This window comes from Legionella oakridgensis ATCC 33761 = DSM 21215, assembly GCF_000512355.1.
GTDB classification, from domain to species: domain Bacteria; phylum Pseudomonadota; class Gammaproteobacteria; order Legionellales; family Legionellaceae; genus Legionella_A; species Legionella_A oakridgensis.
Window position 1 is genome coordinate 2398766 of record NZ_CP004006.1, and the last position, 23984, is coordinate 2422749.

The window sequence follows — 23984 nt, forward strand, 5'->3', positions numbered from 1 at the left end:
ACTCCCCACGTCATCCCGAGTGCAGCGAGGGATCTGCCTGCAGTGGCACAATTTTTAAAGTAGCGATGGATACAAATCGTTCCATTCAGGATTCAATGCATTAATCAAATCCTGCTTCTTTTTTCGAGACCACCCTTTGATTTGTTTTTCTCGCTCAATAGCCATGACGATGCCTGAACAAACTTCAAAATAAACCAGTCGATCCACATTGTATTTTTGGGTAAATCCAGCCACCAGTTTATTTTTGTGTTCATAAACACGGCGTATCAAATCATTGGTAACACCGGTATACAAAACATTATTGTGTTTATTGGTCAGAAGGTAAACGTAAGACTCCGTATGCATATACTATTCCTTGCTCTGTTGGACTGTATTGTTATCTCAGATTCCTGATAACACAGGGATAGTACCAGAAAATATAGATTGGATGGAACTGATAATGCTTAATCCTTGTTTACGGATCGTACTGATAAATCCTCGGATACGAGCAAATTGTTCAGCGCCTTGAGCGGTCCGAAAACCACCGGATATTTTTTGTTTGCATTTCATCATTCGTAAATCACGCTCAGCATCATTATTGGTAAATGGAACTGCCAGATCATGAAGAAACCGTAAAACGTCTTGTTTGTAATGAAATAAACGCCACAAGAGGTTGTGACCTGTCCGTCGAGGTTGTCGACCCTGTTTGCCTTTGCATGGCAATGGCGGCAGCGTTTCATGATACGCCAGCCCATCTCGAATAATCTTCTTGTAGATGTTGGTCAACCGCTTGATGCGAGCAACAGGTATTGCATGATGTGCATTAAAATGACGACAGCGAAGAGCAACACGTAATAGTCGGGTCATAGCCTGTGCCCATGGTTCTTTGTCATGCTCGGTTATTGCTTTTAATTCACGCAAGTGATGCTGGTTGCATAGGGCATGCTCCACACCTCCCAAATTGTAATAACTTTTCCAGTGATCATGAATGACGGTACCTGAAAGGCCATCCAGTAATGATTTTCGTTTTGGAGATATGTGATAATAAGTTGCCGTTTTAGTCGATGCCACATGCAACCATTGTGTTTTTCCGGCCACACGAAACCCTGTTTCATCCAGGTTTTTTACGGCAGCAGTTTTGACTGCAGACAATACCGATTCTTCAAATGATGCCAATGTATCAAAGGCAATCCGGTTATATCCAGTCCGTGTTGCAGTAGCCAGTTGAATTCCGTACAGGTCATAAAACAACTGTTGCAGCCTGTCTTCTGGAATAAAATGCTGATATTGATAATACACGCTCCAACTACGAATAACTTCACCGTATTGGACAGGGGCAAGAACACCTGCAGGAAATGCTGCTGTTATCGTTTTATTACAGCACTCGCAATATTTTACTTCAGCCTGATGTTCCGTGACTTCAATTTTGGGTAGTGGAATATCAAAAACCTGGCGCTTCACAATTCCAATCACCGGCGTTGAAACTAATGAACCATAACAATCCGGGCATGTTAGCAATACATGGTTTTTGACAACATCTGGTGATTTAATCTGTTTTAACGTTTCGCCCTTGTGGCCTTTTGGGCCACCACTGTTACGTTTCCCATTTTCACGTAGTGATGTCGTACGGCGTAGTTTGCCTAACCCGTCACTTGAGGGGGGGCTTTGAGCTGTTGCTGCTATTCTTGTTCAGTCGTTTTTCCAGCTCTGCTATTCGTGCAGCTTGCTGTTCTACGATTTTTTCCAGTTCAGCAATCTTTGCCAAAAGCGTTGTGATGATTTGTTCATGGTCTTTCATGCAGCTATTTGATCATAACCGCATAATTTTTCAAGTGTTTTTTACATTAATTTAATACCTGCCAGTTGCTGGAGATCCCTCGCTGCACTCGGGATGACGTGGGGAGTTACGAAAATTCTAATAATTATTGGAATTATTTTTTTATTGCTAGGGTTATTCTGGCCTTGGGTTAAAAAAGCCGGCTTGGGTCGCTTGCCTGGAGATATCCTGCTTCGCAAAGGAAATTTTACCTTCTATTTCCCCATAACCACATCCATCGTTATCAGTATTGTAATCATCATTATTATGTGGCTTTTAAATCGATAAAAAGCATGATTATAAAAAAACTGCCTCACGACAAACCACGTGTGTCCTTACTTTATTTATTTGTGGCATTTCCGCCTGTGCTTGTCTTGTCCTATGTATAAGTTATGGGTTTAATACAAGTGCATTTGTGATACTATCTACACCATGAAAATCTTTATACCATTTTTATTCTTTACCAGTTCGTTAGTGCACGCTTTTTCTTGTCATGATCCTCAAGTCATTCAGCAGGCACCCATTCAATTTGATAAACAACGTATTGCTTTAACACGAGAATATCAATTAATCCATTATGGCATTGATTCAAAATCGATTGATATTGAACCAAAAATGATCGTGCTGCATTGGACATGCATTCCCACATTCGAGGCGACCTTTCGCACCTTTAACTCCCCGACTTTTCCCAAGAATTCGCCACGGCAAAAAGAGTTGCCGGGCGCCTTGAATGTGTCCAGTCATTTTTTAGTCGATCGTGATGGCAGTATTTATCAACTCATGCCTGAAACCTGGATGGCAAGGCATGTCATAGGCTTAAACCATTATGCGATTGGTATTGAAAATGTCGGTGGAATCGATGGAAGGGACGATCTCACGGAAGCACAAGCCAAGGCAAACGCATTTTTAGTTTGTTATTTGAAGAAAAAATATCCGGAAATAAATTACATTATCGGCCATAATGACTATTTAAAATTCAAAAAAACGTCTCTTTGGCTTGAACAAGACCCTCACTATCAAACCGATAAAAATGATCCTGGACCACACTTTGTTGAGAAAGTAAAGCAATTAGCTAATCTGTCCTGATAACAAAAAATAATTACTCGTCAAGACTATTTTTTAAATTTTCTCTGGTAAGATTTAACCTGGTGCTCCGCAGACAGGCTCCAAAACCAATCTGTGAATATCTTTATCGAGACAACCTTTATATAATTCTCAGCCTCATGCTATTAATTCATAAAATTTAATATATACAATAAGTTATAAAAAATTAAACCCCTTGTTGTTTATTCAGAAATTCTGTGGATAAATTTGTGTACGAAGAATTAAACACAAGACCCGACTTAATACAATAAGCCAATATTTTTCATTCCATACCTATTTAACATTAGCCATGTCATTTTAAACTCGTTATGATAACAATCATAAGGATACCAAGGACAGTTCATCCGTTTAAACAAGCTATGAAAGCTCAAAATAATCTATCAATTTCAGTGATGGTTATCGCAGCCATCGCCTTGGGTAACGCAGGCAGTACGCTTTATCTTCCCGCCATGCCCAATATTACGGAGTCTTTGCATACCACGGGAGCAATGATGAAATTATCATTGTCTCTGTTTTTAATTGGTTTTAGTTTATCTCAGCTGCTGTATGGTCCGTTGTCCGATGCCTTTGGCCGCAAGATCAACTTGCTATTTGGCTTAGGCATTTTTAGCATAGGCAGCATCATCTCTGCTCTGGCCACGGACATTTCCCCATTGCTGGCTGGTCGTCTCATTGAAGGTCTTGGTATTGGAGCCGCCAATGCCGTAGGATATGCCTTAATGCGTGACATTTATAGCGGCTCTAAGTTAACTGCCCAGCTTAGTTATATCAGTGTGTTTGTAGGTTCAATGCCATTAATCGCGCCCGTGATTGGTGGGTATTTAGTGGAATACATTAATTGGCAGTCCTGTTTTTACGTGCTTACTATAGTGGCTCTGCTGTTACTGGCTTTAAAAATTATGTTTCTGCCAGAAACCCTGGCTCTGCGTGATCCGACAGCGCGCCGTCCTAACGTCATCTTTAAAAAATATTGGACATTATTGACCAGCAGCAACTACATGGGATTTACATTGATTGCCGGCTTTGGGTTTGCTGCTATTTTTACCACAGGAAGCACGCTGCCATTCTTATTAGTTAACAAACTAGGCATATCACCGTCTTTATATGGCTGGATTGCAGGAATTCCAGCGCTCGGTTATTTATCCGGTTCCTTTGTAAGTGGGTATTTGGCCAAAGACATTGCATTATCAAAATTAATCTTATTTGGCTCTCTCTTTGGCATTTTATCCATGATTGTTGGTCTGCTCGTCAATGTGAATGCAGTGCATTTTACCTTATATACGTTGATCGCACCGTTAATTTTTTTCATGTTTGGTATAGGATTTTTAGTTCCTACTGGCTCCTCTGGAGCAATGGCTCCTTTCCCTCAAATTGCTGGTGCGGAATCAGCGCTATTAGGTGCTTTTATGTTTTGTATCGCTTCCATTCTAACAGCGATAGGCTCGCATTTGAACATTACCAATCCTGTTCCATTGTTTCTGTTACTTACCTGCGTTTGTGTGATTACTTTTATTTTATTTTTTGTAGTGAAAAAGGATGAAAAAGATGATTAGACACGTAGTGCTTTATACTTATCGTAGTGATATCCCGGATGCAACCATCGCTGACATTTACGCTCAATTAGATAAAATTTCTGCGCGCTTGCCTGGGCGATTGGCTTACACGTGGGGAAAATATCAGAGTGAGGAAGGGCGTAATAAAGGATATACTCACGCTTTAGTCACCGATTTTATTGACACAGCCGCGCAAAAAGCTTTTTTACTTGACCCAATACGTCTGGAGTTTTCTCAACGTGAAGTCATTCCGCGCATGGTAAATGGCGTCGATGGCCTTGTGTCTTTTGATTTTGTCTGGCATAACTAATTAAAATTTGATGCCTGAGAAAACGACTCATGAGAAATATACAGCTATGTCGAGTATACGAACCGCCATCTTCCAAAAAAGGCGTCTGGTTATTGGTAGATAGGTTATGGCCTCGTGGTCTTAAGAAAGAAGCTCTCGCCTTTGATGTATGGTTAAAAGACATCGCGCCAAGCCCTTCTTTACGAACATGGTTTAATCACGATCCAGATAAATGGGTTGAATTTGCCGACAAATACATCAATGAACTCAAAGACAAATCAGAACTAATTACACACATTCTGGAGAAAGCTCAAAATTCAGACCTTGTCTTGTTTTACGCAGCAAAAGATAAACAACATAATCATGCCCGAGTTCTGAAAGCAGTTCTTGAATCCTGGCCAAAACGACCTGAATTTAAAGAATGAGCCGTTAATTTCAGTTGTGAATATTAAGTAGTAGTTGTAATTCCATTTTATTATCAAGAATATCAGCCAACGTATACCCTTTTAAAACAGTCATAAACTGTTCCTTAGCCTCATATAAAATTCGTTTCAATTTACAAGCAGGCGCGATGCAACAATTGGCTTTTTCCCGATTAAAACAAGGAACCAAATCAAAATGCGGTTCAAGCTTTAAAACCAAGTCACCCAAATTAATATCCACTGGATTTGCATTTATGGATATTCCACCACTTTTTCCTCTGGTGGTTTTGATGAGTCCCATTTTAGCAAGATTATGAATAATTTTGACTAAATGGTTGGATGAAATATGGTAAGCATTTGCAATGTCGTTAATGGTGCATAGCTCTTTTTTCAAAGCAACATAAATCAAAGCTCTTAATGAATAATCCGTAAACTGAGTCAATTGCATAAGGATCTCGAAAATTATTTGTTGACGCGTATTATTTCTTTTTATAAGATGTATTTTAAATACATCTTTAAGGAGTTTATCATGTCTGAGTCGCTTTTTACACGTCTAGGCGGTCAAAACGCGGTCAATACTGCCGTTGATATATTCTATCGTAAAATCCTGCTGGACGATCGGGTAAATTATTTTTTTGATGAGGTGGATATGGAGCAGCAAATCATCAAACAAAAAGGATTTTTAACGATGGTATTTGGTGGACCCAATCACTATACAGGGAAAAACATGCGCGAGGGACATCGACATTTACTGAAAAAAGGTCTCAATGATTCGCATGTAGATATTATCATTGCCCATCTGGGTGCCACATTAAAAGAACTGGGAGCCAGTGAAGCTGACATCCAAGAAGTGGCCGCCATTGCCAACAGTGTTCGTTCAGACGTTTTGGATCGATGATACCATGCCAGAACTTATCTACAATAATCAAACCTGCTCTATAAAGGATGGAGAGTCTGTTTTAGAATGTTTGTTACGTCATAACATTGATCATCCACATTCCTGCCGCATTGGTGTATGTCAAGCTTGCCTGATTAAAACGACAGAATCCGTTATGGAGCCCCAATGGCAGGAAGGCCTTCCAGACACGCTTAAAGCCCAAGGTTACTTCCTGGCCTGCCAGGCAAAACCTTCTGTTAACCTCCATCTAAGCGCAGCAGAGACCTCTGAATGTGACCAAGAAGCTATGATCACTGAAATAACCAATCTGACGTACAATGTCATTAAAGTTAAATTGTTCACAGAAAATCTTAATCACTGGACGCCCGGCCAATATCTCAATTTCATCAATTCGGATGCAATCGGTCGCAGTTATTCCATTGCTAATCTACCTGCTAAAGAAGGTTATATTGAATTACACATCAAGCTTCAACCACAAGGCGCAATGAGTCGATGGCTTCGTGAGCAAGCAACGGTTGATACGCTTGTTCATATCCGAGGTCCTTTTGGTAAATGCTATTATATTAATCTTGAAAAAAAATCCTTTGATATCCTGCTTGCCGGCACAGGCACTGGACTAGCACCACTGCTTGCCATTGCCAAGGATGCGCTCAGCCAACACCATCCAGGAAAAATTACATTAATTCACGGAGGATGTATTGATGAAGACATCTATTATAGTGAAGAGCTTGAAACACTGGCCATCTTTCACCAGAATTTTAATTACATCCCTTGTGTATTAAAAAGCAATGGCCGTTATCCAGAAGCCAATATTAACCAGCAATTGCTGAAACATTTGGCCAATACCACTCATACTCAGGTGTATGTGTGCGGGCCCAAGGAAACAACCAATGCATTAAAAACAAAGGCATTTCTTGCTGGTGTGCCTTCTTCAGGCATTCATAGTGATGCTTTTTTATAAATATCTAGGAATTTTTCCGGTTATTAAAAGTAACGGCGTTCCTTAGTTTTTTAAAAATAATTCACTCATAGAGAGCACCCATGTGTTATGGATGCATTGATCTTGCAATGATTTATATAAGGCAAAATTTGGCATCATTATTTATAAAATTTTTGCATAAACCATATATCTCATTTTTGTCTTGCAACTCAGTTAGGGCTTCATTAATTGTCTGCAATGTCTTTGGATCTCGCACAGCAAAAGCCAACTCCGTTGATCCCAAAACAAACTCTTGCAAGCTATAACGATATAACTGATTATGAAAAACATATTTGATAGAGGCGTAATTTGCTATCACACTATCGACTTGCTTATTCTCTAATAAGTTTAATCCTTCTTCTAACGTCGTAATGTAGGTTATTTGAATTTTATTTTCTTTAAAAATATCAATCAACGGCGAAAATTTCCTGATGGCTATATGTTTATTGGTTTCTTCATTGATGGCTTCCGTATTCAAGCCTATATTCGTATGAGCAATTAACATGGTGGAAGTAACCGTTGCCGAAAACATAGAGATGAAAGATAATCCCATTAATAACCACAATATACTGAAAAATAACATTAATTTTGATTTTGGATAGAAAATATAATTTAACGAAAATAAAGCACTTAATGAATTTAAAAAAGCATATAAAAAATGCTCAAACCAATTTTTTTTATACCAATAATATTCAAAGATGGCCATTATTAATCCAAACAACACCGTCACTATCAAAAAAACAAGCAAAAATGGCATGATGGTGTGAATTAATGTTTTAAACACTGCTGAGATTCTGGGTAACTTATTAGCTGAAATTATACCAATTGTATTTATAAAGTACGGTCTGGAAAAAGATAATGATTTAATTAAATTAAAAGTAACCGGTATAGGAGAAACAATGACGTCAATGTTCTTGTTCTTATAAGCTTGAATAACTGCCATTTCATTAGCAAATAATTGATATTCAAAATTCAGTTTTGCTGCTTTTGCAACAGTTTCCCAAATTGCGATGGATATTCCCGAATATTTTCCTTGGTTTTCCATCACAAAAGGAGGATCTAGCACTATTCCTACTTGTATAGGAGATGCCATACAAACATTCAAAAAAAGAAACAACACGATAAAAATACAACTAAAGATAGATTTATTTTTATCCACTTTTAATCCGCTGGGTAAAAAACAAAAATTTTATTTTATTGTCATTCATTGTAACTTTTTATAACTATTGTGCCAGCGTTATTACAACACCTGCTTTTTTATACTAATTTTGGCCCAAACATTAATTAATTAATGCCTATGGAGAATCTAGTCATAGAATTGTGGCTTTTTCCTTAACTCTTTTGTTTGGCCTTGCTTGGACTTTTCATCCAGCATCTTCTGTTGAGCTCGTCTTGAACGTCTTTTCTTTTGGCGTTTTATTTTTTCTATTCTTTGCTGCTCTTTTGTTTTTTCATCTCTTAAGATTGAATGCAATTTTTCACAAAGTCGCATTCTTGCAAAATAGCGGTTATCTTCACGGCTTCTGGATTCCTGACACTTTATCTCTACTCCGGATGGCCAATGTTTCAAATAGACGGTGGCAGCCGTTTTATGCAATTTTTGCCCGCCCTTACCACGACCAAGGATAAATTTTTCGATAAGATCCGCTTCATTAATATGAAGTTTGCTCATCCAATCTGTTAGTTTTTCCCATTTATCTTTACGGATCATGACATTCGATGCTTGCCGCCCTAAATCATTATCATAGTCCACGTCTCCCAACTCAATCTATGCTTGCTGTATAATACGGTCAGTAAAATTGAAAGAGTATTTAGTATGATTCAAACTTCGCAAGATAAATCTTGCTGGCTGATTATTCAAAATAATGACTCTGTATTGTTAAGTAAAAATAATACGTTACTAAATGGAAATGACATTGCATGCCTATCGGCGTACTTTACAAGAAGTTTTCAACTGGGGATGTTGAAAGATACAGAATATTTTTGCGCTGAAATACATGCAAAACAGAGTGCTTTCAATGAATTTAATGCTGTTTCCTTACGCCAAGCGTTATCACTATTGACCCCGGATGAATATGGCATGGGCGTTAAAGCCTATTCTGTTATTAACTGGGATAAAAACCACCAATTTTGCGGACGTTGTGGTGCACGTACTATTCATCAAAATAAACACTTTGAGCGAACTTGTCTCTCCTGCCGTATCAGTTTCTTCCCAAGGATTTCGCCTTCCATTATTGTGCTCATCCATAAAGGCGATCAATTAGTGATGGCAAGAAGCTCGCATTTTTCAGCAGGGATTTATGGTCTTATTGCCGGCTTCGTTGAGGCAGGAGAAAGTCTTGAAAACGCTGTGCATCGGGAAGTAAAAGAAGAAATAGGACTAGAAATAAAAAATTTATCCTACTTTGGCTCGCAGCCTTGGCCATTTCCCGATTCATTAATGCTTGCATTCACCGCGGAATATGCCTCTGGTGATCTTGTAATAGACAAAAATGAAATTGAAGAGGCTGGATGGTATCGATATGATAACTTGCCTGGCCGCCCATCCATGGCAATTAGCATTGCTTCAACATTGCTGGATAATTTTATTAATGTATGCCAAGAAAAGTATAAATATTAATGCTCCTTAAATGAGCATCGTGATATAATTTGTGCTTTTTATTGGAAGATGGCGCATTATGCCTAAAGAGAAAAAAACGTTATGGGATGCCTATGCCTTGAGTGTAAGTTATACAGGGCTTACTACTTTAATAGGACATCCAGCTGAACGACTTAAAGTTGCCATTCAAACCAATCTTTCTCAGAGTGCTTATTCAGTCACGAAACAATTTGCAACCGCCAATTTAAGGCACTTTTCTACCGGTTTCTTTTCTTGCGTTCTTCGTCAACAAAGCAAAGTGGCATACAGGCCTCTCTTGATGACCCATATACCCAATGAAATTGATAGACTACAGTTTCCCATGATGATTGGAAGTATCCTGAAAGCAACGGTAGCGAGTACCCTAGATACGTTGGTACTTAGCCCCATTGAGAATATTAAAACAATACAAATGAGGGCTATAGCAAGCCAAGACAAGCCTATAAAACCTTTGCAAGCAATGCAAACCGTTTATTATCAACGAGGATTGCCAGGCTTTTTTGCTGGCAGTGCTGCGACACTGGGAAAAGCCTTTCCTAGCTGGGTATATTTATTCATGACTTATAATGCCATTAAAACCAAACGGGAAAAGCAAACCTTTCTATCAACCATTTTATGGGCAACTGCAGCCTCTGTTCCCGTTACTGTTACAACGACACCGCTTGATGTGATAAAAAGCCAACAACAGGCTTTTAAAAGTGAATCCAATCAAACGATCGGGGCCGTTGCCTCACAAATTTATAAAAATCATGGCTTTGGTGCTTTTTTTAAGGGATTTAATTGTCGCTTATTGCATAAATCATTATCGACTGCTGGAGCTTATATGATTTTAGACGTTGCAAGTAATATAAGTTTCAATAAGTAAATAACGGCTATTGTTAATCCTTCCATCGTCTGGTTATTAGCCGCCAATTGAATGAATGTCAGGAAATGAATATCCTACCATGCATTGCATTTCCACGTCTTTTTAGCTAATACTAAAAATAATACGTCTCCTAAATAAATGCTGGAAAATGGGGCTTGCATTCAAAAAAATCGACCGTTATCCTCATGTTCGAAAATTAATAGACATCATTCTGCAATTGGATCCGTTGCAAGGCGATGGATTAAAAAAATCGCTGCCCAGACTAACAAGCGGTGAAATTGAGGCACTGGAAGATTATCTGATCTTTTCTCTTAAACAGGGCCTTTCTCTTGATTACCTCGCCCATTGTTATCAAATGATAGTCTTGGATTTTATAAAAGAGTCTCTTTACTTCAAGACGCATAAAAAATACCGCTATTCGAGCGTTGCCGAGGTTGCCGATCAAGTTTATTTTGATAAAAAATATATGTCCTCCTACATGCATGGAGTATTTATTTCGTTATTTTTCTGGCCCAACCATTTGAGCCTTTATCGATTTTTTAGAAAGACCATTCCAAGAAAAAAGCAAGGGATTTATCTCGAAATTGGCCCTGGTCACGGCTATTTTTTCTTTACTGCCTTAAATCTTAGCGCATACACTCATTTCATAGGGATTGATCTGAGTGAAACGAGCATTCAACAAACCAATGCCTTAGCCAATTGGAAACCGCATGAAAAAAATATACAGCTGCATTGCACTGATTTTTTCAACGCACCATTAGAAGAATCACACTTTGATGCAATTGTCATGGGAGAAATGCTAGAGCATGTGGAAAATCCGCAAGATTATTTAAAAAAAATTGCATCCATTGCCAAGCCAGAAGCCTATATTTTTTTAACAACATGCATTAATGCACCAGCGATTGATCACATTTATCAATTTAAGAATTTACAAGAATTAGACACTCTTTTTACTCAAAGTGGCTTGAACATCAAAAAGCAATGCATACTGCCTTATGTGGATAAAACCTTAGAGGAATGCATAAACAATTATTTAGCTATAAACGTCGGGTATGTCCTTGAAAAGAAATCAATTAGATAAAAATCCTCTGCGGTTGCCTAACGTATTGGAATATCCTTTGGACTCGGCTCTGATTTTGAGGAAAAAACATATCATAAAAAAAGCACTCTTGCTTAATCAGGAGCTCATTTCAAAAAAAATTGCCTTGTTAGGTGGATCCAATACATCAGAAATTAAATCCATTTTGGAACTGTTTCTTTTAAAGATTGGTATTAAACCAGAATTTTATGAATCTCAATTCAATAAATATTATGAAGAAGCTATTTTCCCACAGCAAGCGCTTACACAATTCAAACCGGATCTGATTTACATTCATGTAACCAATAAAAATATCTCCTCCTATCCTTCAATAACCGACTCTATGGAAGACATCGAGCGTCTTTTGCAACAAGAATGTAATAAATATCTTACGATTTGGGCTGGTTTAAAGCAATACGGCTGTCCCGTCATTCAAAATAATTTTGAGCTGCCTCAACAACGTATTCTTGGTAATTTGGATGCTTATGATCCTCGAGGTGCGGTTCATTATATAACTCGATTAAATTTATTTTTTGCCGAAGAAGCCTTACATCAAACTAATTTATATTTAAATGATATTCATTATCTTGCAGCCTCTTTGGGGTTATCTCGTTGGTTTGACCCTCAACTATGGTATGTTGCACGCTATGCTCTAAGCTATGAAGCCATCCCCTATCTCGCCCAAAATCTATCAGCCATTATGGGTAGCCTATGGGGGGTATCCAAAAAAGCAATCGTGCTGGATTTGGATAATACCTGCTGGGGAGGAACGATTGGTGATGATGGACTAGAAGGCATAGTCATTGGTAAAGACACGCCACTAGCTGAAGCATTCAGTGACTTTCAATCTTATCTTAAAAAATTAAAAGAACGCGGGGTTGTTTTGACTACTTGCTCTAAAAATGAACCGGAGCAGGCCAAACAAGGATTCAGACATCCTGATACCATTTTGGTTGAAGAAGATTTTGCATTATTTGCAGCAAGTTGGGAACCAAAAGATAAAACCATGTTACAAATCAGTGATCGATTAAATCTCGGTTCAGGCAGTTTTGTTTTTATTGATGACAACCCTGCAGAGCGACAATTGGTAAGAACTAATTTCCCCATGGTCAGTGTTCCTGAAGTAGGCAGTGAGGTGATAAATTTCATCAACCACATTGATAAAAATCATTTTTTTGAGACAGTCAGCGTTTCAAATGAAGATCTCATACGCACCACCGATTATAAAAATAAGGAAAAGCGTGCCGCAATCGTTCATCAATTCATCAATTATGAGGCGTATCTCGATAGTTTATCGATGTCTGCTGAAATTAAACCGTTTACGCCTTTGTATATGGAGCGGATTACGCAATTAATTAATAAAACCAATCAGTTTAATGTAACGAATAAACGTTTTACATTAACCGAACTTGATGCCATCAGTAAAAATACGAATTATATGACGTTATATGGGCGGCTCATGGATTGTTATGGCGATTTTGGCCTCATTTCAGCGCTCATTTGCAGAATTGAAGGCAAGGCCTGTCATATTGAGTTGTGGGTGATGAGTTGTAGAGCATTTCAAAGAACCATGGAACATGCCATGCTGGATACTCTTGTTGCTTGGTGCAAAACCTTAAATATTGACACCATCATTGGTTCTTACCATCAAACCAGCAAGAACCATTTTGTTGCTCATTTATATGAGCGGTTAGGATTTACCAAGATAGTAAACAATGTCATGCCTACATGGAGTATACCAGTCAATGAATATAAAAATAAAAACAGGCACATAAAGGTGAACAATGACTAGAGAAGACGTTGTAAGAAGAATGCAAGAAATTTTTAGAGACATTTTTAATGATTCATCATTAATCGTTTCGGAACACTTAAATACGGGGGATATTGATTATTGGGACTCTTTAAATCACATTAACCTCCTCAGTGCGATTCAACAGGAGTTTCATGTAACGTTTGAGTTAAATGAGTTGCATGATTTAAATAACGTTGGTGCTATCGTTGATTCCATATTAAAGAAATCACGCCAATCACAATAAATAGATACACAAGCGTTTTAGTATGTATTAGGTTGTTTTCTATTTAGTTCATTCTAAAGGAATAACAAACTTAAGATAGGAGAATATCTGGAAAAATTGTTTTTAACTGATGAAGCAAACGTGTATGAACCCCTTTTGCTGCCGAACTGTGTATGTTAATCACCAGGTTGTCGTTTAAGTGTTCCACATGAAAAAATATCAACCTCCCAAGAGTACAAATGTACGTTTTTGACTTTGGCCAGTGAATATAATGATTCACGATGGAATCATTGCCATACATGGTCCTGTTCATATCGTCCATGTAGGTCAACATTAAATAATAAGGTTGATGGTAAGGAGAAATGTATTGATTTAAAAGCGTCTTTCCTTCCAATAAAATACGTGTTATTGCCCCATAGCTCATATGTTTAAAATAGATTTTTAATGTTTCGTTTATTGTTTCAGCAAATTGCTTAGGTGTGAGCTGTGCTTGATCTAAAAAAAGAGGCAATCCTGTCGCTAAATTGGTAACCAGTTCGCGAATACCCGGTATGGGTAAAAAACGATTGGATAAGCTGGTGTAAAGTGTCAATTTATCACTACCAGAAACTTTGCATAACAGATTGTAGAGCAGAACCGTAATAATAACGTTTAAAGGAACGCCATTCATATGGTTTTTATCAGCATATTGCTTCATTTGCTTTGTGGTAACAACAAGACAACTGGAGTTGAATTGCAACGTTCCATAAAATAAATGGTCTAACTGATAGAACTGTTCTGGATCAATGGCATTAAAAATCTTTTTTAATTCTTCAGGATTAGAAGGCTCATTAAGTGATGCATGGTATGTTCTGTTAAGTGCCTGGATTTCTGCTTGTGGATTTTTTGTTTTTTCGGGTACAGGTCAGCATATCTGCGAAAAATTTCTTCTAAAATAATTTTATTGGACCAGCCATCCATAGCAATATGATGAAAGGCGATGATTAAATAATATTGTTTCTTTTTTCTTTGCAAATAAATATTGACCAATCGCTCGGCGTGTATGGTGACTCTTAGTTTGACAATATCACGTTCAGGAAAAAATACAGAGCCTTTAAAATAAATAGACGACTGTTTCGGAGCTGGGTCAAAATAATAATCGTCTATTTCCCGAGTCAATTTACTGTTCAGCAGGTAATGATTATCTAATGTTTTGCGGATGGCCTCTTCTAATTTAGGAATATCAATACTTTCTTGTAAATTTAAGTAATGGATAATATAAGTGACTGCCTCAGGATGATTGTGATGGAATTCATAAGAATAAGCATTTTGCTGTATTTTATCTAATTTCACCCTTTTTTATTAGTTTCTTCCTCTTGAACAGTCAATAAACAAGCAAAAATATCGGAGATTTTAGTGGCGTTATTTATTTTTGAGATATCGAGCCATTTATGCATGGTTTCTAATAGAAAAGAAGCCAGTTCGATGTAATCCATCGATTCAAACCCCAAATCAACCAACCGTACTTCAGTATCAACGAGGTCATTTTTAAAATAACGCTGGAAATAATTGGTGATGTTTTTATTAAAATCATCCATATTGTTATGCCTATGGCTTGTTAATTGCTTCAATGAACCACGATTAAATTTTTATTGTCCGAATATAAGTTGGATTAATTATTGTTAGATTAACAGTTTATTTTTAGTTTATTGCGACTATACATTCCTAGCGCTCTATGAACCAGATTTAAGGCCGATGTATTATCCTAAATTGGCTGATGAAATGCTCCAGCTGCCTATTTAGATCAAAACAATACCATTTTAAGTTAATTTAGCACCATTATGTTGCGCAAGTTATCGTCATCCTGAGCAAAACAAAGGATCTCCTCGCTTAAACATCAGGAATTATCTACAGAAGATCTCTCGCTTCGCTCAGGATGACACCTTTTGTTTATATTGTGATTTTACCCCTTGCCCATTGATATGATGACCTATGGATCAAATGACGTACTATACTATCAATAATAGAACTCTTTTTCTCAATAGGGAAAGGAGGAGAAAATGAGTATTGAACGCAGTCTAGCCATTATTTTTGGTCTAGTATTTATTTTAGTTGGAATTGCGGGTTTCGTGCCTAATTTGTTAACGGATGGCAATCTTCTTATGGGTCTTTTTATGGTTGACCCAATCCATAATTCCGTTCACTTGCTAAGTGGAATTATTGCTTTAATTGCTGCCTCTACCACAGTTTTTTCACGATTATACTTTCAAATTTTCGGTACTGTTTATGGTATCGTTGCCCTCATAGGATTTATAACTGGCGGTAATCTTATAGTGATGCATATGAATATAGCCGATAACTTTTTGCATTTAATAATAGCGGTAGTCGCATTATTCATAGGCTTTTTCATGCGTCGTAAAATGTCCTAACCCAACTATTATTTTTATCGCTTTTGAGCTTCAGAGGGTACATTTGATATCCTAGGCAGCAAAGAAACTTAAAGCATATTAGCTTCATTCCCTTATTTGTTCATATTACGACTTGTAGCAAAATAAACCCTATTCTATATTTTTAATCCATCTTAGTTGAAAAAAACAGCGTTAAGACCCAAAGATAGCTTTGTGATGAACGGTATTTATTTAATGATTATCTTACGAATTGCAGTTAGGACATTGGAATCCATAATAAGCTCAACCAAATAAGAAATAGCCATTCCGACATCATAGTGCCATCATTGCTACCACCTATTCATTAAGAATTATTTTTAATCAAAAATATTAATAAATATACTAATATTAAACTATTAGATACAGTGAAATTAGCAATCATGCCTTTTCCTGAACAAGTAGATAACCATACCCTGGCTAGATTGGCAAATCACTATGCACGTTTTCAAATACGTGAAGGCACATCTCAACTTCAAAATAATTTATATGATATTGATAAACAAGCTGCTCTTAATAAAGCGCTTGCCGATATAAGACAAGCTTTTGCAAAAGAAGATTTTTTTCTAAATATTGAAACTACAATTACAAGATTTGAGAAACGTATTGCCGATTGTAAGAAATTTTCCATTGGAAATTGTCATGAATTAGCCTTAATGGCTTTGGATTACATGATAAGAAATCAACCAAATGTACACGCAGAAGTTTACTCTATTGAAGGAGGTGATCATGCATTTTTAGTAATTGGCCGTAAAATCGATAGCGATCCGGAGAAACCTGAAACATGGGGGGATGAAGCATATATTTGTGATCCTTGGTCTAATCATGTTTATCCAGCTGCAGAATATTTAGATAAAACTAAAAATTTTTATTATATAACCACTCCTGATGGAAGACAGATAAATTATATTGAAGATTTTGATCCCTCAAGACATAAAATGGTTCCGGTCCAGAATCAAAATAGTATTCATTTTTTACAAGAATCTTCAAAACTGAATACTATTTTATTGGATGTATTTACCACAATTAATGAAAGACATTGTGCTATTTTTGATGAGTTAGCTAATGATCTCAATGAAATTTCTATCAAATTAAATAAAAAGTATGGACAAAATGATCCTAAAGTTAAAATTTTAAATGAAAAAATAAACATCATTAGAGAAGAAACTGCAAAAATGCGATCGGAATTCAATGATTATGCTCAACGTTTAAGATCTGAAATGAATCCTGAGACATATCATGCCCATAAAGAAATAAATGATGATTTACAGAGAATGATGAAAAATCGACTAAAAATCTACGTGAGGCTAAAGTCTTATCAACAGAAGAAAGTACTGGCTTGGATACATACCGTAAAGAGGATTCGCTTATCACTATAATAATGAAATTTCTTCATATAAAACCTACATCATCACGGGAATATAAAGCTGCTATTTCAAAATCGGAAGAACAGTTATCAGAATTCTCTGATTTAATAACTACATCCTTAAGAACATAATAAAGAGGCACTACTCCAACAAGGGAAGAATTCAAACCATATATTATTATCTTAAACTTACTGATAAATATCTCCCAGCTGCACTCTTTCAAAGCATGCAAAGAGCCATTTTGCCTCATTAACATGATTACCTATTGAGTCCGATAACCTACTATTAGTAACGGCCCTCTTTAGTTAAATAATTTTGAGCCGCATTAAAATTAGTAGATTGAGTGATAGAAAATCCTGAAGTATTTAAAAAAAAATATTCTCTTGATTAGATTTATCTCCTATCTCATTTCTTGGCCTTTTATTGCTTTGAGTAGCATAAAGGTAATATGTTCCTGATTAATAATCTTGTTCCCTAGGATACTCGTGGAAAAAATTCAAAATTTTCATCCTATTATGGGAGATTGGAACACAGGAAATTTAAACAGCCTTATTTTTGATACACTATTGCCATTAAACTAAGTTGATTATTTGTAAAGCAATATACATTCTTACATAAGTGCCATCTAAAAATTATCGAGTTAATCACCTTATTCATTCCATGACTTGTAGTAAAGTAGGCCATATGCTATATCTTAAACATCTATTGACCACCATTTAGTTGAAAAAAGTGACATAAAAACAATCCATGTATCTTGAATTGTGCTGAATGGTTGCAGTTAGGACAGATTAGCAAAGGAGCAAGGCATGATGAAAATTGCCTGTGGTCTGCTGGTTTGGTTTATTTCTACCCTATTTGTAATCTATGCTTTTTGTTTAAATACCGCCGCAGCGGTATTCTCAAGTGCTATCAAAACTTCCCTGCAGTTTACAGACCTAGAAGTTTCTTATGCAGTTGGCGCCTTTATTGCCGGCTTTGCATTGATGCAAATTCCAGCAGGTTATCTCTTGGATCGCTTTAATACGAAGCTAGTTGTCGGTTTTGGAGTTTTGTTATTAGCATTAGGTAATATTCTAATTTCTTATGCTGATAGCTTGGCATTGTTTTCTTTTTCAAACTTTATCCAGGGGATGGGCGGTTCTTTTGCTTTTATTGCAACGGCTGTGCTTGTATCCAATTGGTTTTCTGCACAAATGTTCCCAATTTTATTTGGTTTAACACAAACATTATCGTGCGTATTGGCTGGTATTATTCACTACGCTTTTATGAGAGAGTTAATCACCCATCCTTGGAATGTACTTTATAAATACTTAGCTTTGTTTGGCTTAATCTTATTTGTCCTAACATTACTCATCGTTCGCTCACCTAACGCTGAAAAAGTGGTTGAGCCGTTGTCTTTGGGAAGTACTCTTAAAAAAGTTTGCGGAAATGGTCAATTATGGTTATGCGCAATAGCCGCTGCCACATCATTTGGTGTCTTGTTAGCCTATGCAGGTTTTTGGTATATGGACATCGAGAAATTTTATGCAGTCTCTAAAGACCGTGCCTTTATTCTTAGTGCAATTATTTTTACTGGCATTGGTATTGGCACACCACTGTTGGGATATGTGTCGAATCTACTCAAATCCAGGAAACTTGTAATTCACGTGACAGTGGTGTTAGGCACTATGGCTTTACTCCTTGGTATTTATTTACCACACTATAATTTTAATAACCTGATTCTAATTAACATAGTCTCTTTTCTGATTGGATTTTTTCTATCTGGATCCATGTTGATTTATACCATCGTCAGTGAAATATCAACGGATAATACACGCGGGTTTGCATTAAGTGTTACAAATACTTTCGTATTTTTATTCAATACATTGCTGATGTTTCTTCCCTATTGGTTTATTACTAAGCTGTCGCAAAATTTCTTTACCTATCTTTGGGTTTTACCATTTAGCGTCCTGATTTCAATTCTTTTGCTTTACTTTATTAAAGAGTCATACCGGTAACCTTATTTCCAGGGAGATCTATACTATGAATGCTCATCAGTGTGCTTACCGTGGCCGGATTTTTTATTTTAAAGACTCCTCAACGTTCAATACGATTCCTAGCAGCAAAGGGGTTGATAAGAGCTTTCATGAGCACAGTTATTGCTATCTGGAAGATGGCATTTTAATAGTGGATGATCAGGGAAAAATCTCTGGGGTTGGCCAATATGCCGATATGAAAAAGGATTTAGAGGGCATTAATGTCGTTAACTATAAGGGCAAATTGATTACCCCCGGATTTATAGATACACACAATCACGCCACTCAAAGTGCTGTCGTTGCAGCTTATGGAGAAAAATTGCTTGAGTGGTTAAACAACTATGTCTTTCCTGCTGAAAGCCATTATAAAGATGATGATCATGCTCGAACCGATTTAAATTTTTTATTGATCAAATGCTAAAAAATGGGACTACTACAGCAGTATCCTTTGGTCCATTATTCTACGATGCAACTAACATTTTTTTCGAAGAATTGCAAAAAAGAAATATGCGTTTTATTACCGGCAATACCATGATGGATGATAACTCACCAGAATATTTAAGGCTTCCAGCAAAAGAAAATTATGATATCGCGAAAAAATTAATTCATAAATGGCATAATAAACATAGACTTAGTTTTTGTGTAACTCCACGTTTCGGCTTATCTTGCTCTGAACAAATGTTAGATATGTGTGGGGCATTGGCTAAAGAACACCAGGATGTCTATATTCAGACACATCTTGATGAAAATGTGAATGAGATTAAAGCAACACACGAAAAATTTCCTTGGAGCAAACATTACACCGATGTCTACGATCATTTTGGATTGGTTACAGACCGTGCCGTTTTTGGGCATTGCATCCACCTTACTGAACAAGAATTAGCAATCTTCAAAGAAAAAAAAGCGATTATTGCCTCTTGCCCTACGAGTAACAATTTTCTTGGAAGTGGTTTATTTAATTTTCAACGTACTTCTAAATACACAGAACGTATCACCTTTGCTACAGATTGGGGTGCAGGAAATACCCTGTCTATGCTAAGAGTTATGGATGATGCCTATAAAGTTGCCATGCTCTCGGGGTTTAAATTACCCAGTATGATGAGATGGTATGTATGTACCCTGGGTGCAGCGAGGGCATTACAGATGGAGGATAAAATTGGCAATTTTGAAGTAGGTAAAGAAGCTGATTTCATAGTGATTGATCCAGACGCATCTCCTATATTAAAGTATCGTAATAATCAAGTTGATGATATTTTTGAGCTTTTATTTATTATGATGTCATTAGCCGGTGAAGAAAACATCGCCGCCACTTATATTATGGGTAAGCCCGTGTATATAAATCCATTAGAATCAAAAAACTAAGAAGCTATCTTCAGAGTCGTTAGACTTTTAGCCCTGTATAATTAGACTCTGAAGACAAGTTCTGAAAAAAGATGATGATTAATACAATACATCAACGTACTATAATTGGCTTAATGGCTTTGATTTTTTCAAACACGCCTTTTGCCAATGTCATTTCAGAATCGGAATCAAATGCCGCCCGAATCCTCATGCTGGAACAAGCGCTAGCGCCTAATAGTCCCTCTGAAGTTGCGGCCTTGTTCGCAAAAGCAACAAAAGCTCGCAACTGTGCCGTTCAATTTATGTTAGTTTCAACCTCGTTAAAAAATAAATATAAAGAGAGCTGTCCATATTGGGTCTCTGGTACCTCCAGTCCTTGGATTACTTCTTACAGGATTGATAAATTTTCTAATAACAAAAAATCCAGTCGATTTAAAATAACTTATCAATGGGCAACAGCCGCTGGTCCTTTTAAGCCCGATCTAGTGCAAATCCTTGTTGTTGAGCCTGTTCCTGTAAACGCACATTCCTCACAAACATTTTGGATTACCAGTCTTAAAGATCGAGACATTCACCCGCAATAGTTTCCCTATCAACTGTTTTCTGATAGTTCTTTAACCCTCTGTAACGCTTTTGGAAATTTATCCTCAAACATTTTTTTCCATTCTTCCAGGGTATCTAGACTAACAATCAATGTAGTAACCCCATTATTTTCTTTGAGAGAATAATTTTCTAAAGCTCCGGACCATTCTTTAGAAAGTTGTTCCTCCCCATTTATTATTTCACCCAAATGCTTAAAAGACATAAACTCATTCGGAATTTTTTCTCAATCACGCTCGACATACCATGGTTACTTTTGGGATCAATAAACTGTATTCTGCTCCCTTCCATCCAATCGCTAACAGCATACGAGCCTTCAGCAAAAACACTTGTCCAATCTGTAAAAGTTTTATCCCCCCAAAGGATTTTCCAGACTTTTTCCTTAGATGCATTAATATTGATTGAAAAATGCAAGGTTTCCATTCTATTGCTTCTCCTCATATTATTTATCATCCAATGTATACCGAATCTGATGTGTCAACGCTTTTCCGAGCGGTAATTTTTGCATATCCCTGCTCGAGCGCCATATCATTAACCAGTATAGCAACGGTTTTGAAAAGTATAGATTAAGAGTTAGGATATTATGGGTTTAATGGTACGTTCAAAATTTACAATATAGACTATCTGTGAAGTAAATGGATTTAATTTTAAATAAGGAATCAATCATGACTGATTTCATCAAACAAACCATTGAATTGGCGGTAGAGAATGTTAAACAAGGAGGCCGCCCTTTTGCTTGCATTATTACAAAAAATAATAAAGTCATTGCTGAGGGAACTAATCAAGTTGCACAGACCAAAGATCCTACTGCTCATGCAGAAATTGTTGCGATACGTAAGGCAACCGCAATATTAAATTCGGAGCATTTGACAGATTGTGAGTTTTTTATCTTAGCCCACCCTTGCCCAATGTGTTTAGCCGCAATGTACTATTGCAGTCCCTTGAAAGTGACCTTTATCACCACCAGGGATGAATATAAAAAATATTACGAGGATCATCGCAAATATTTTACTCTGGACAATTTCTATGAAGAATTTGCTAAACCATGGCAAGAACGTAATATGCCAATGGCTCATCATGTCGATCCAGAGGGGATTGAAGTTTATAAACTTTGGCAGAAAATGAACAAAACTTCCTAGGGATTCATGCCACAACCTCCGTCTTTAAAAGTATCCATCCCAGGGGACAAGACCTCGATTAGTCTATTTTTGATGTTCGGATTGAACGGACTGTTTCACACCACTAGACGTCGGCCCCATTCTTAGATTTAGGTATGGTATTTGCTTCGTTATTTAATTGCTCTATCAGATTAACAAAATCGTTTAAAGAACAAGAATCGCCACCACACTGCTTGATAAGAAGCGGCTTCTGATTATAGGTTACTCTGACCTCAAAATTGGAAGCACCCATATCAAATAATGCATAATTAAGCCGTGAAGCATATGGTGGAATATCGTCTATCGTTTGACCTAATAATTTAAGCTGTGCGGCAAGCGTTGAGTCATGTGCGACAAATAACAGATATTTTAATGAATTACGACGACTGGTTGCGAAATTTATTTCACGCTTAATCGTTTGTGCCAATTCATTTCCTGCAATTAACGCCAACGTTGGGTGATTGTAAATAGAAAGCCAAGCCCATTTACCAGCCTCTGTAATCATCTCGGCGTCCTTTTCCGATAAGCCATTAGGAAGCGGTATATTGTATAAACGTTCGATAAACAGGCGGTCGCTCACATAAATCAAATCAATCAAATTGTTTATTTGGAAACTAACGATTTTGCTCCATGCTGAATAGTGTGATTTGAGCGCCTGATCTTTTTGAATCCAATCTTGACTATTAAAAATATAGGTTTCCAATAATCGCTTGGACAATTCTTTGTCATGATCTGGCACCAAAAGGCTGTCTTGTTCAAGAGGCACCGTATCGATCGGGATAGGCTGCAATCCCTCCGGTAATGCCCAAGTTGAATCATTCAAAAAAGGGCCTGTTCCTAATGGATAAAGTCCAAATAAAATAGATTGAGCACTCATCAAGGTTCTTGCAATACCCGAAGAGCGAACATTCATTGTATTTATATCATAATGCTTAGGTAACAAGTGATCTTCATTAACATATTGTTGCCGCAATGTTTTTCCAAGATTATATTCTTGACGCATGCCCTCCGGCGTCAGCTGCCCTATCCCTTGTGGCCATATTTTTGCCATCCCTGGAGATGGCGTTATTGGCGTCCTATCGCCATGACGCACCACATCAATTGCAAAAATGAGTTTTCCTTGTGCAAAGGTGCCGGTATATACAAAAAACCCAAGAACAATAGAAAAAAGAGATTTTAGCATCATGAATCCATTACACTTAAAACAACTTGATATCATATTGTTTTTCAAAAAATAGTCCCCATTTTATTTATTAATAAATTATCAATCAAATTAAGCATGCCTGGAATTTTGAACATTATAAATTAAAAAAGTATTAGGCCATTGATCTCTGATGATTAAAGATGCGCCATTAAAAACCCGCTCGGAGAAACTCAACATCTGATATTTTGATTTAAAGCCTTATATTCCAATTTTATAACTTATTCATAAATCAAATATATTG

The 23984-nt window shown here is 37.0% G+C and carries 30 protein-coding genes; 19 read left to right on the top strand and 11 right to left on the bottom strand.

What is annotated here, in order from left to right:
• Positions 1-54: 54 nt before the first annotated feature.
• Genes LOA_RS11600 through LOA_RS14780 form a run of 3 tightly spaced genes read right to left on the bottom strand, consistent with a single transcriptional unit; the run spans position 55 to position 1777 of the window.
• Positions 55-345, bottom strand: coding sequence for a GIY-YIG nuclease family protein (locus LOA_RS11600; RefSeq protein WP_025386480.1), 291 nt, complete (start codon positions 343-345; stop codon positions 55-57).
• Between the two features lie 36 nt (positions 346-381).
• Positions 382-1662, bottom strand: coding sequence for an IS66 family transposase (tnpC, locus tag LOA_RS11605; RefSeq protein ID WP_202961908.1), 1281 nt, complete (start codon positions 1660-1662; stop codon positions 382-384).
• On the bottom strand, positions 1628-1777 hold the full coding sequence (locus LOA_RS14780) for a DUF6444 domain-containing protein (protein ID WP_162471551.1): 150 nt from the start codon (positions 1775-1777) through the stop codon (positions 1628-1630). The genes tnpC and LOA_RS14780 overlap by 35 nt, the downstream gene beginning before the upstream one ends.
• A gap of 93 nt (positions 1778-1870) precedes the next feature.
• On the opposite strand from LOA_RS14780, the gene LOA_RS11610 reads away from it, so the two are divergent.
• The 5 genes from LOA_RS11610 (at position 1871) to LOA_RS11630 (ending at position 5166) form a co-directional block, all read left to right on the top strand.
• Entirely contained in the window at positions 1871-2083 is a 213-nt protein-coding gene (locus tag LOA_RS11610) for a DUF2905 domain-containing protein (protein ID WP_025386481.1), read from the top strand.
• 144 nt (positions 2084-2227) lie between these two features.
• Positions 2228-2881, top strand: coding sequence for an N-acetylmuramoyl-L-alanine amidase (locus LOA_RS11615; protein WP_035895642.1), 654 nt, complete (start codon positions 2228-2230; stop codon positions 2879-2881).
• A gap of 377 nt (positions 2882-3258) precedes the next feature.
• Positions 3259-4452, top strand: a complete 1194-nt coding sequence (locus LOA_RS11620) for a multidrug effflux MFS transporter (RefSeq protein ID WP_025386482.1) — start codon at positions 3259-3261, stop codon at positions 4450-4452.
• The gene (locus LOA_RS13890; RefSeq protein WP_025386483.1) at positions 4445-4762 is read left to right on the top strand and encodes a Dabb family protein; all 318 of its coding nucleotides are present in this window, start codon (positions 4445-4447) and stop codon (positions 4760-4762) included. Before LOA_RS11620 ends, LOA_RS13890 begins: the two co-directional genes overlap by 8 nt.
• 29 nt (positions 4763-4791) lie before the next feature.
• Positions 4792-5166 carry a DUF488 domain-containing protein gene (locus LOA_RS11630; RefSeq protein ID WP_025386484.1) on the top strand — a complete coding sequence of 125 codons (375 nt, stop codon included), beginning with the start codon at positions 4792-4794 and terminating at the stop codon, positions 5164-5166.
• A gap of 10 nt (positions 5167-5176) precedes the next feature.
• On the opposite strand, the gene LOA_RS11635 is transcribed toward LOA_RS11630, so the two are convergent.
• Positions 5177-5611: an Rrf2 family transcriptional regulator gene (locus tag LOA_RS11635; protein ID WP_025386485.1), complete on the bottom strand. Its 435-nt coding sequence runs from the start codon at positions 5609-5611 to the stop codon at positions 5177-5179.
• A gap of 81 nt (positions 5612-5692) precedes the next feature.
• On the opposite strand from LOA_RS11635, the gene LOA_RS11640 reads away from it, so the two are divergent.
• Both LOA_RS11640 and LOA_RS11645 read left to right on the top strand, forming a co-directional pair.
• Positions 5693-6061 carry a group I truncated hemoglobin gene (locus LOA_RS11640; RefSeq protein WP_025386486.1) on the top strand — a complete coding sequence of 123 codons (369 nt, stop codon included), beginning with the start codon at positions 5693-5695 and terminating at the stop codon, positions 6059-6061.
• 4 nt (positions 6062-6065) lie between these two features.
• On the top strand, positions 6066-7022 hold the full coding sequence (locus LOA_RS11645) for a 2Fe-2S iron-sulfur cluster-binding protein (protein WP_025386487.1): 957 nt from the start codon (positions 6066-6068) through the stop codon (positions 7020-7022).
• A 112-nt stretch (positions 7023-7134) separates the two neighbouring features.
• Here the strand turns inward: LOA_RS11645 and LOA_RS11650 are convergent, their stop codons facing one another.
• Positions 7135-8199, bottom strand: a complete 1065-nt coding sequence (locus LOA_RS11650; RefSeq protein ID WP_147370135.1) for a substrate-binding periplasmic protein — start codon at positions 8197-8199, stop codon at positions 7135-7137.
• A 147-nt stretch (positions 8200-8346) separates the two neighbouring features.
• Entirely contained in the window at positions 8347-8751 is a 405-nt protein-coding gene (locus LOA_RS11655) for a peptide chain release factor family protein (protein WP_025386489.1), read from the bottom strand.
• Positions 8752-8856: 105 nt separating this feature from the next.
• On the opposite strand from LOA_RS11655, the gene nudC reads away from it, so the two are divergent.
• The 5 genes from nudC to LOA_RS11680 all read left to right on the top strand — a co-directional run bounded on the left by nudC (position 8857) and on the right by LOA_RS11680 (position 13657).
• Complete coding sequence (gene nudC, locus LOA_RS11660; protein ID WP_025386490.1) at positions 8857-9660, top strand: NAD(+) diphosphatase; 804 nt, start codon at positions 8857-8859, stop codon at positions 9658-9660.
• 58 nt (positions 9661-9718) lie between these two features.
• Positions 9719-10543 (top strand): MC/SLC25 family protein, encoded by an 825-nt coding sequence (locus tag LOA_RS11665; protein WP_025386491.1) that lies wholly within the window; start codon positions 9719-9721, stop codon positions 10541-10543.
• A 148-nt stretch (positions 10544-10691) separates the two neighbouring features.
• Positions 10692-11624: a class I SAM-dependent methyltransferase gene (locus tag LOA_RS11670; RefSeq protein WP_025386492.1), complete on the top strand. Its 933-nt coding sequence runs from the start codon at positions 10692-10694 to the stop codon at positions 11622-11624.
• Positions 11602-13413 carry an HAD-IIIC family phosphatase gene (locus LOA_RS11675; protein ID WP_202814061.1) on the top strand — a complete coding sequence of 604 codons (1812 nt, stop codon included), beginning with the start codon at positions 11602-11604 and terminating at the stop codon, positions 13411-13413. The genes LOA_RS11670 and LOA_RS11675 overlap by 23 nt, the downstream gene beginning before the upstream one ends.
• On the top strand, positions 13406-13657 hold the full coding sequence (locus LOA_RS11680; protein WP_025386494.1) for an acyl carrier protein: 252 nt from the start codon (positions 13406-13408) through the stop codon (positions 13655-13657). The genes LOA_RS11675 and LOA_RS11680 overlap by 8 nt, the downstream gene beginning before the upstream one ends.
• A gap of 70 nt (positions 13658-13727) precedes the next feature.
• Here LOA_RS11680 and LOA_RS11685 read toward each other — a convergent pair whose 3' ends face one another.
• The 3 genes from LOA_RS11685 to LOA_RS11695 form a co-directional block, all read right to left on the bottom strand.
• The gene (locus tag LOA_RS11685) at positions 13728-14333 is read right to left on the bottom strand and encodes a hypothetical protein (RefSeq protein ID WP_148294904.1); all 606 of its coding nucleotides are present in this window, start codon (positions 14331-14333) and stop codon (positions 13728-13730) included.
• A gap of 107 nt (positions 14334-14440) precedes the next feature.
• The gene (locus LOA_RS11690; protein ID WP_025386496.1) at positions 14441-14968 is read right to left on the bottom strand and encodes a condensation domain-containing protein; all 528 of its coding nucleotides are present in this window, start codon (positions 14966-14968) and stop codon (positions 14441-14443) included.
• Positions 14965-15213 (bottom strand): hypothetical protein, encoded by a 249-nt coding sequence (locus tag LOA_RS11695; protein WP_025386497.1) that lies wholly within the window; start codon positions 15211-15213, stop codon positions 14965-14967. Before LOA_RS11695 ends, LOA_RS11690 begins: the two co-directional genes overlap by 4 nt.
• A gap of 462 nt (positions 15214-15675) precedes the next feature.
• On the opposite strand from LOA_RS11695, the gene LOA_RS11700 reads away from it, so the two are divergent.
• The 6 genes from LOA_RS11700 (at position 15676) to LOA_RS11720 (ending at position 21366) form a co-directional block, all read left to right on the top strand.
• Entirely contained in the window at positions 15676-16044 is a 369-nt protein-coding gene (locus LOA_RS11700) for a DUF4383 domain-containing protein (protein ID WP_025386498.1), read from the top strand.
• A gap of 398 nt (positions 16045-16442) precedes the next feature.
• On the top strand, positions 16443-17438 hold the full coding sequence (locus LOA_RS11705) for a BAR domain-containing protein (protein ID WP_025386499.1): 996 nt from the start codon (positions 16443-16445) through the stop codon (positions 17436-17438).
• 794 nt (positions 17439-18232) lie between these two features.
• Positions 18233-19423 carry an MFS transporter gene (locus LOA_RS11710; protein WP_025386501.1) on the top strand — a complete coding sequence of 397 codons (1191 nt, stop codon included), beginning with the start codon at positions 18233-18235 and terminating at the stop codon, positions 19421-19423.
• Between the two features lie 25 nt (positions 19424-19448).
• Positions 19449-19862: an amidohydrolase family protein gene (locus tag LOA_RS15950; protein ID WP_052335950.1), complete on the top strand. Its 414-nt coding sequence runs from the start codon at positions 19449-19451 to the stop codon at positions 19860-19862.
• Positions 19856-20803, top strand: a complete 948-nt coding sequence (locus tag LOA_RS11715) for a guanine deaminase (RefSeq protein ID WP_052335951.1) — start codon at positions 19856-19858, stop codon at positions 20801-20803. The genes LOA_RS15950 and LOA_RS11715 overlap by 7 nt, the downstream gene beginning before the upstream one ends.
• Positions 20804-20874: 71 nt before the next feature.
• On the top strand, positions 20875-21366 hold the full coding sequence (locus LOA_RS11720) for a hypothetical protein (protein WP_237758100.1): 492 nt from the start codon (positions 20875-20877) through the stop codon (positions 21364-21366).
• 8 nt (positions 21367-21374) lie between these two features.
• Here the strand turns inward: LOA_RS11720 and LOA_RS14955 are convergent, their stop codons facing one another.
• Positions 21375-21587: a hypothetical protein gene (locus tag LOA_RS14955; protein WP_202961885.1), complete on the bottom strand. Its 213-nt coding sequence runs from the start codon at positions 21585-21587 to the stop codon at positions 21375-21377.
• A 460-nt stretch (positions 21588-22047) separates the two neighbouring features.
• Between LOA_RS14955 and LOA_RS11730 the strand changes: the two genes are divergently transcribed.
• On the top strand, positions 22048-22521 hold the full coding sequence (locus LOA_RS11730) for a nucleoside deaminase (RefSeq protein WP_025386503.1): 474 nt from the start codon (positions 22048-22050) through the stop codon (positions 22519-22521).
• A 103-nt stretch (positions 22522-22624) separates the two neighbouring features.
• Here LOA_RS11730 and LOA_RS11735 read toward each other — a convergent pair whose 3' ends face one another.
• On the bottom strand, positions 22625-23725 hold the full coding sequence (locus LOA_RS11735) for a histidine phosphatase family protein (protein WP_042238990.1): 1101 nt from the start codon (positions 23723-23725) through the stop codon (positions 22625-22627).
• Positions 23726-23984 lie beyond the last annotated feature (259 nt).

What these genes read in the sequence shown, in the direction of transcription:
- LOA_RS11600 (WP_025386480.1), bottom strand. Translation starts at nt 345, where the DNA reads ATGCATACGGAGTCTTACGTTTACCTTCTGACCAATAAACACAATAAT.
- LOA_RS14780 (WP_162471551.1), bottom strand. Translation starts at nt 1,777, where the DNA reads ATGAAAGACCATGAACAAATCATCACAACGCTTTTGGCAAAGATTGCT.
- LOA_RS11610 (WP_025386481.1), top strand. Translation starts at nt 1,871, where the DNA reads ATGACGTGGGGAGTTACGAAAATTCTAATAATTATTGGAATTATTTTT.
- LOA_RS11615 (WP_035895642.1), top strand. Translation starts at nt 2,228, where the DNA reads ATGAAAATCTTTATACCATTTTTATTCTTTACCAGTTCGTTAGTGCAC.
- LOA_RS11620 (WP_025386482.1), top strand. Translation starts at nt 3,259, where the DNA reads ATGAAAGCTCAAAATAATCTATCAATTTCAGTGATGGTTATCGCAGCC.
- LOA_RS13890 (WP_025386483.1), top strand. Translation starts at nt 4,445, where the DNA reads ATGATTAGACACGTAGTGCTTTATACTTATCGTAGTGATATCCCGGAT.
- LOA_RS11630 (WP_025386484.1), top strand. Translation starts at nt 4,792, where the DNA reads ATGAGAAATATACAGCTATGTCGAGTATACGAACCGCCATCTTCCAAA.
- LOA_RS11635 (WP_025386485.1), bottom strand. Translation starts at nt 5,611, where the DNA reads ATGCAATTGACTCAGTTTACGGATTATTCATTAAGAGCTTTGATTTAT.
- LOA_RS11640 (WP_025386486.1), top strand. Translation starts at nt 5,693, where the DNA reads ATGTCTGAGTCGCTTTTTACACGTCTAGGCGGTCAAAACGCGGTCAAT.
- LOA_RS11645 (WP_025386487.1), top strand. Translation starts at nt 6,066, where the DNA reads ATGCCAGAACTTATCTACAATAATCAAACCTGCTCTATAAAGGATGGA.
- LOA_RS11655 (WP_025386489.1), bottom strand. Translation starts at nt 8,751, where the DNA reads ATGATCCGTAAAGATAAATGGGAAAAACTAACAGATTGGATGAGCAAA.
- nudC (WP_025386490.1), top strand. Translation starts at nt 8,857, where the DNA reads ATGATTCAAACTTCGCAAGATAAATCTTGCTGGCTGATTATTCAAAAT.
- LOA_RS11665 (WP_025386491.1), top strand. Translation starts at nt 9,719, where the DNA reads ATGCCTAAAGAGAAAAAAACGTTATGGGATGCCTATGCCTTGAGTGTA.
- LOA_RS11670 (WP_025386492.1), top strand. Translation starts at nt 10,692, where the DNA reads ATGGGGCTTGCATTCAAAAAAATCGACCGTTATCCTCATGTTCGAAAA.
- LOA_RS11680 (WP_025386494.1), top strand. Translation starts at nt 13,406, where the DNA reads ATGACTAGAGAAGACGTTGTAAGAAGAATGCAAGAAATTTTTAGAGAC.
- LOA_RS11685 (WP_148294904.1), bottom strand. Translation starts at nt 14,333, where the DNA reads ATGAAGCAATATGCTGATAAAAACCATATGAATGGCGTTCCTTTAAAC.
- LOA_RS11695 (WP_025386497.1), bottom strand. Translation starts at nt 15,213, where the DNA reads ATGGATGATTTTAATAAAAACATCACCAATTATTTCCAGCGTTATTTT.
- LOA_RS11700 (WP_025386498.1), top strand. Translation starts at nt 15,676, where the DNA reads ATGAGTATTGAACGCAGTCTAGCCATTATTTTTGGTCTAGTATTTATT.
- LOA_RS11705 (WP_025386499.1), top strand. Translation starts at nt 16,443, where the DNA reads ATGCCTTTTCCTGAACAAGTAGATAACCATACCCTGGCTAGATTGGCA.
- LOA_RS11710 (WP_025386501.1), top strand. Translation starts at nt 18,233, where the DNA reads ATGATGAAAATTGCCTGTGGTCTGCTGGTTTGGTTTATTTCTACCCTA.
- LOA_RS15950 (WP_052335950.1), top strand. Translation starts at nt 19,449, where the DNA reads ATGAATGCTCATCAGTGTGCTTACCGTGGCCGGATTTTTTATTTTAAA.
- LOA_RS11715 (WP_052335951.1), top strand. Translation starts at nt 19,856, where the DNA reads ATGCTAAAAAATGGGACTACTACAGCAGTATCCTTTGGTCCATTATTC.
- LOA_RS11720 (WP_237758100.1), top strand. Translation starts at nt 20,875, where the DNA reads ATGATGATTAATACAATACATCAACGTACTATAATTGGCTTAATGGCT.
- LOA_RS14955 (WP_202961885.1), bottom strand. Translation starts at nt 21,587, where the DNA reads ATGTCTTTTAAGCATTTGGGTGAAATAATAAATGGGGAGGAACAACTT.
- LOA_RS11730 (WP_025386503.1), top strand. Translation starts at nt 22,048, where the DNA reads ATGACTGATTTCATCAAACAAACCATTGAATTGGCGGTAGAGAATGTT.
- LOA_RS11735 (WP_042238990.1), bottom strand. Translation starts at nt 23,725, where the DNA reads ATGATGCTAAAATCTCTTTTTTCTATTGTTCTTGGGTTTTTTGTATAT.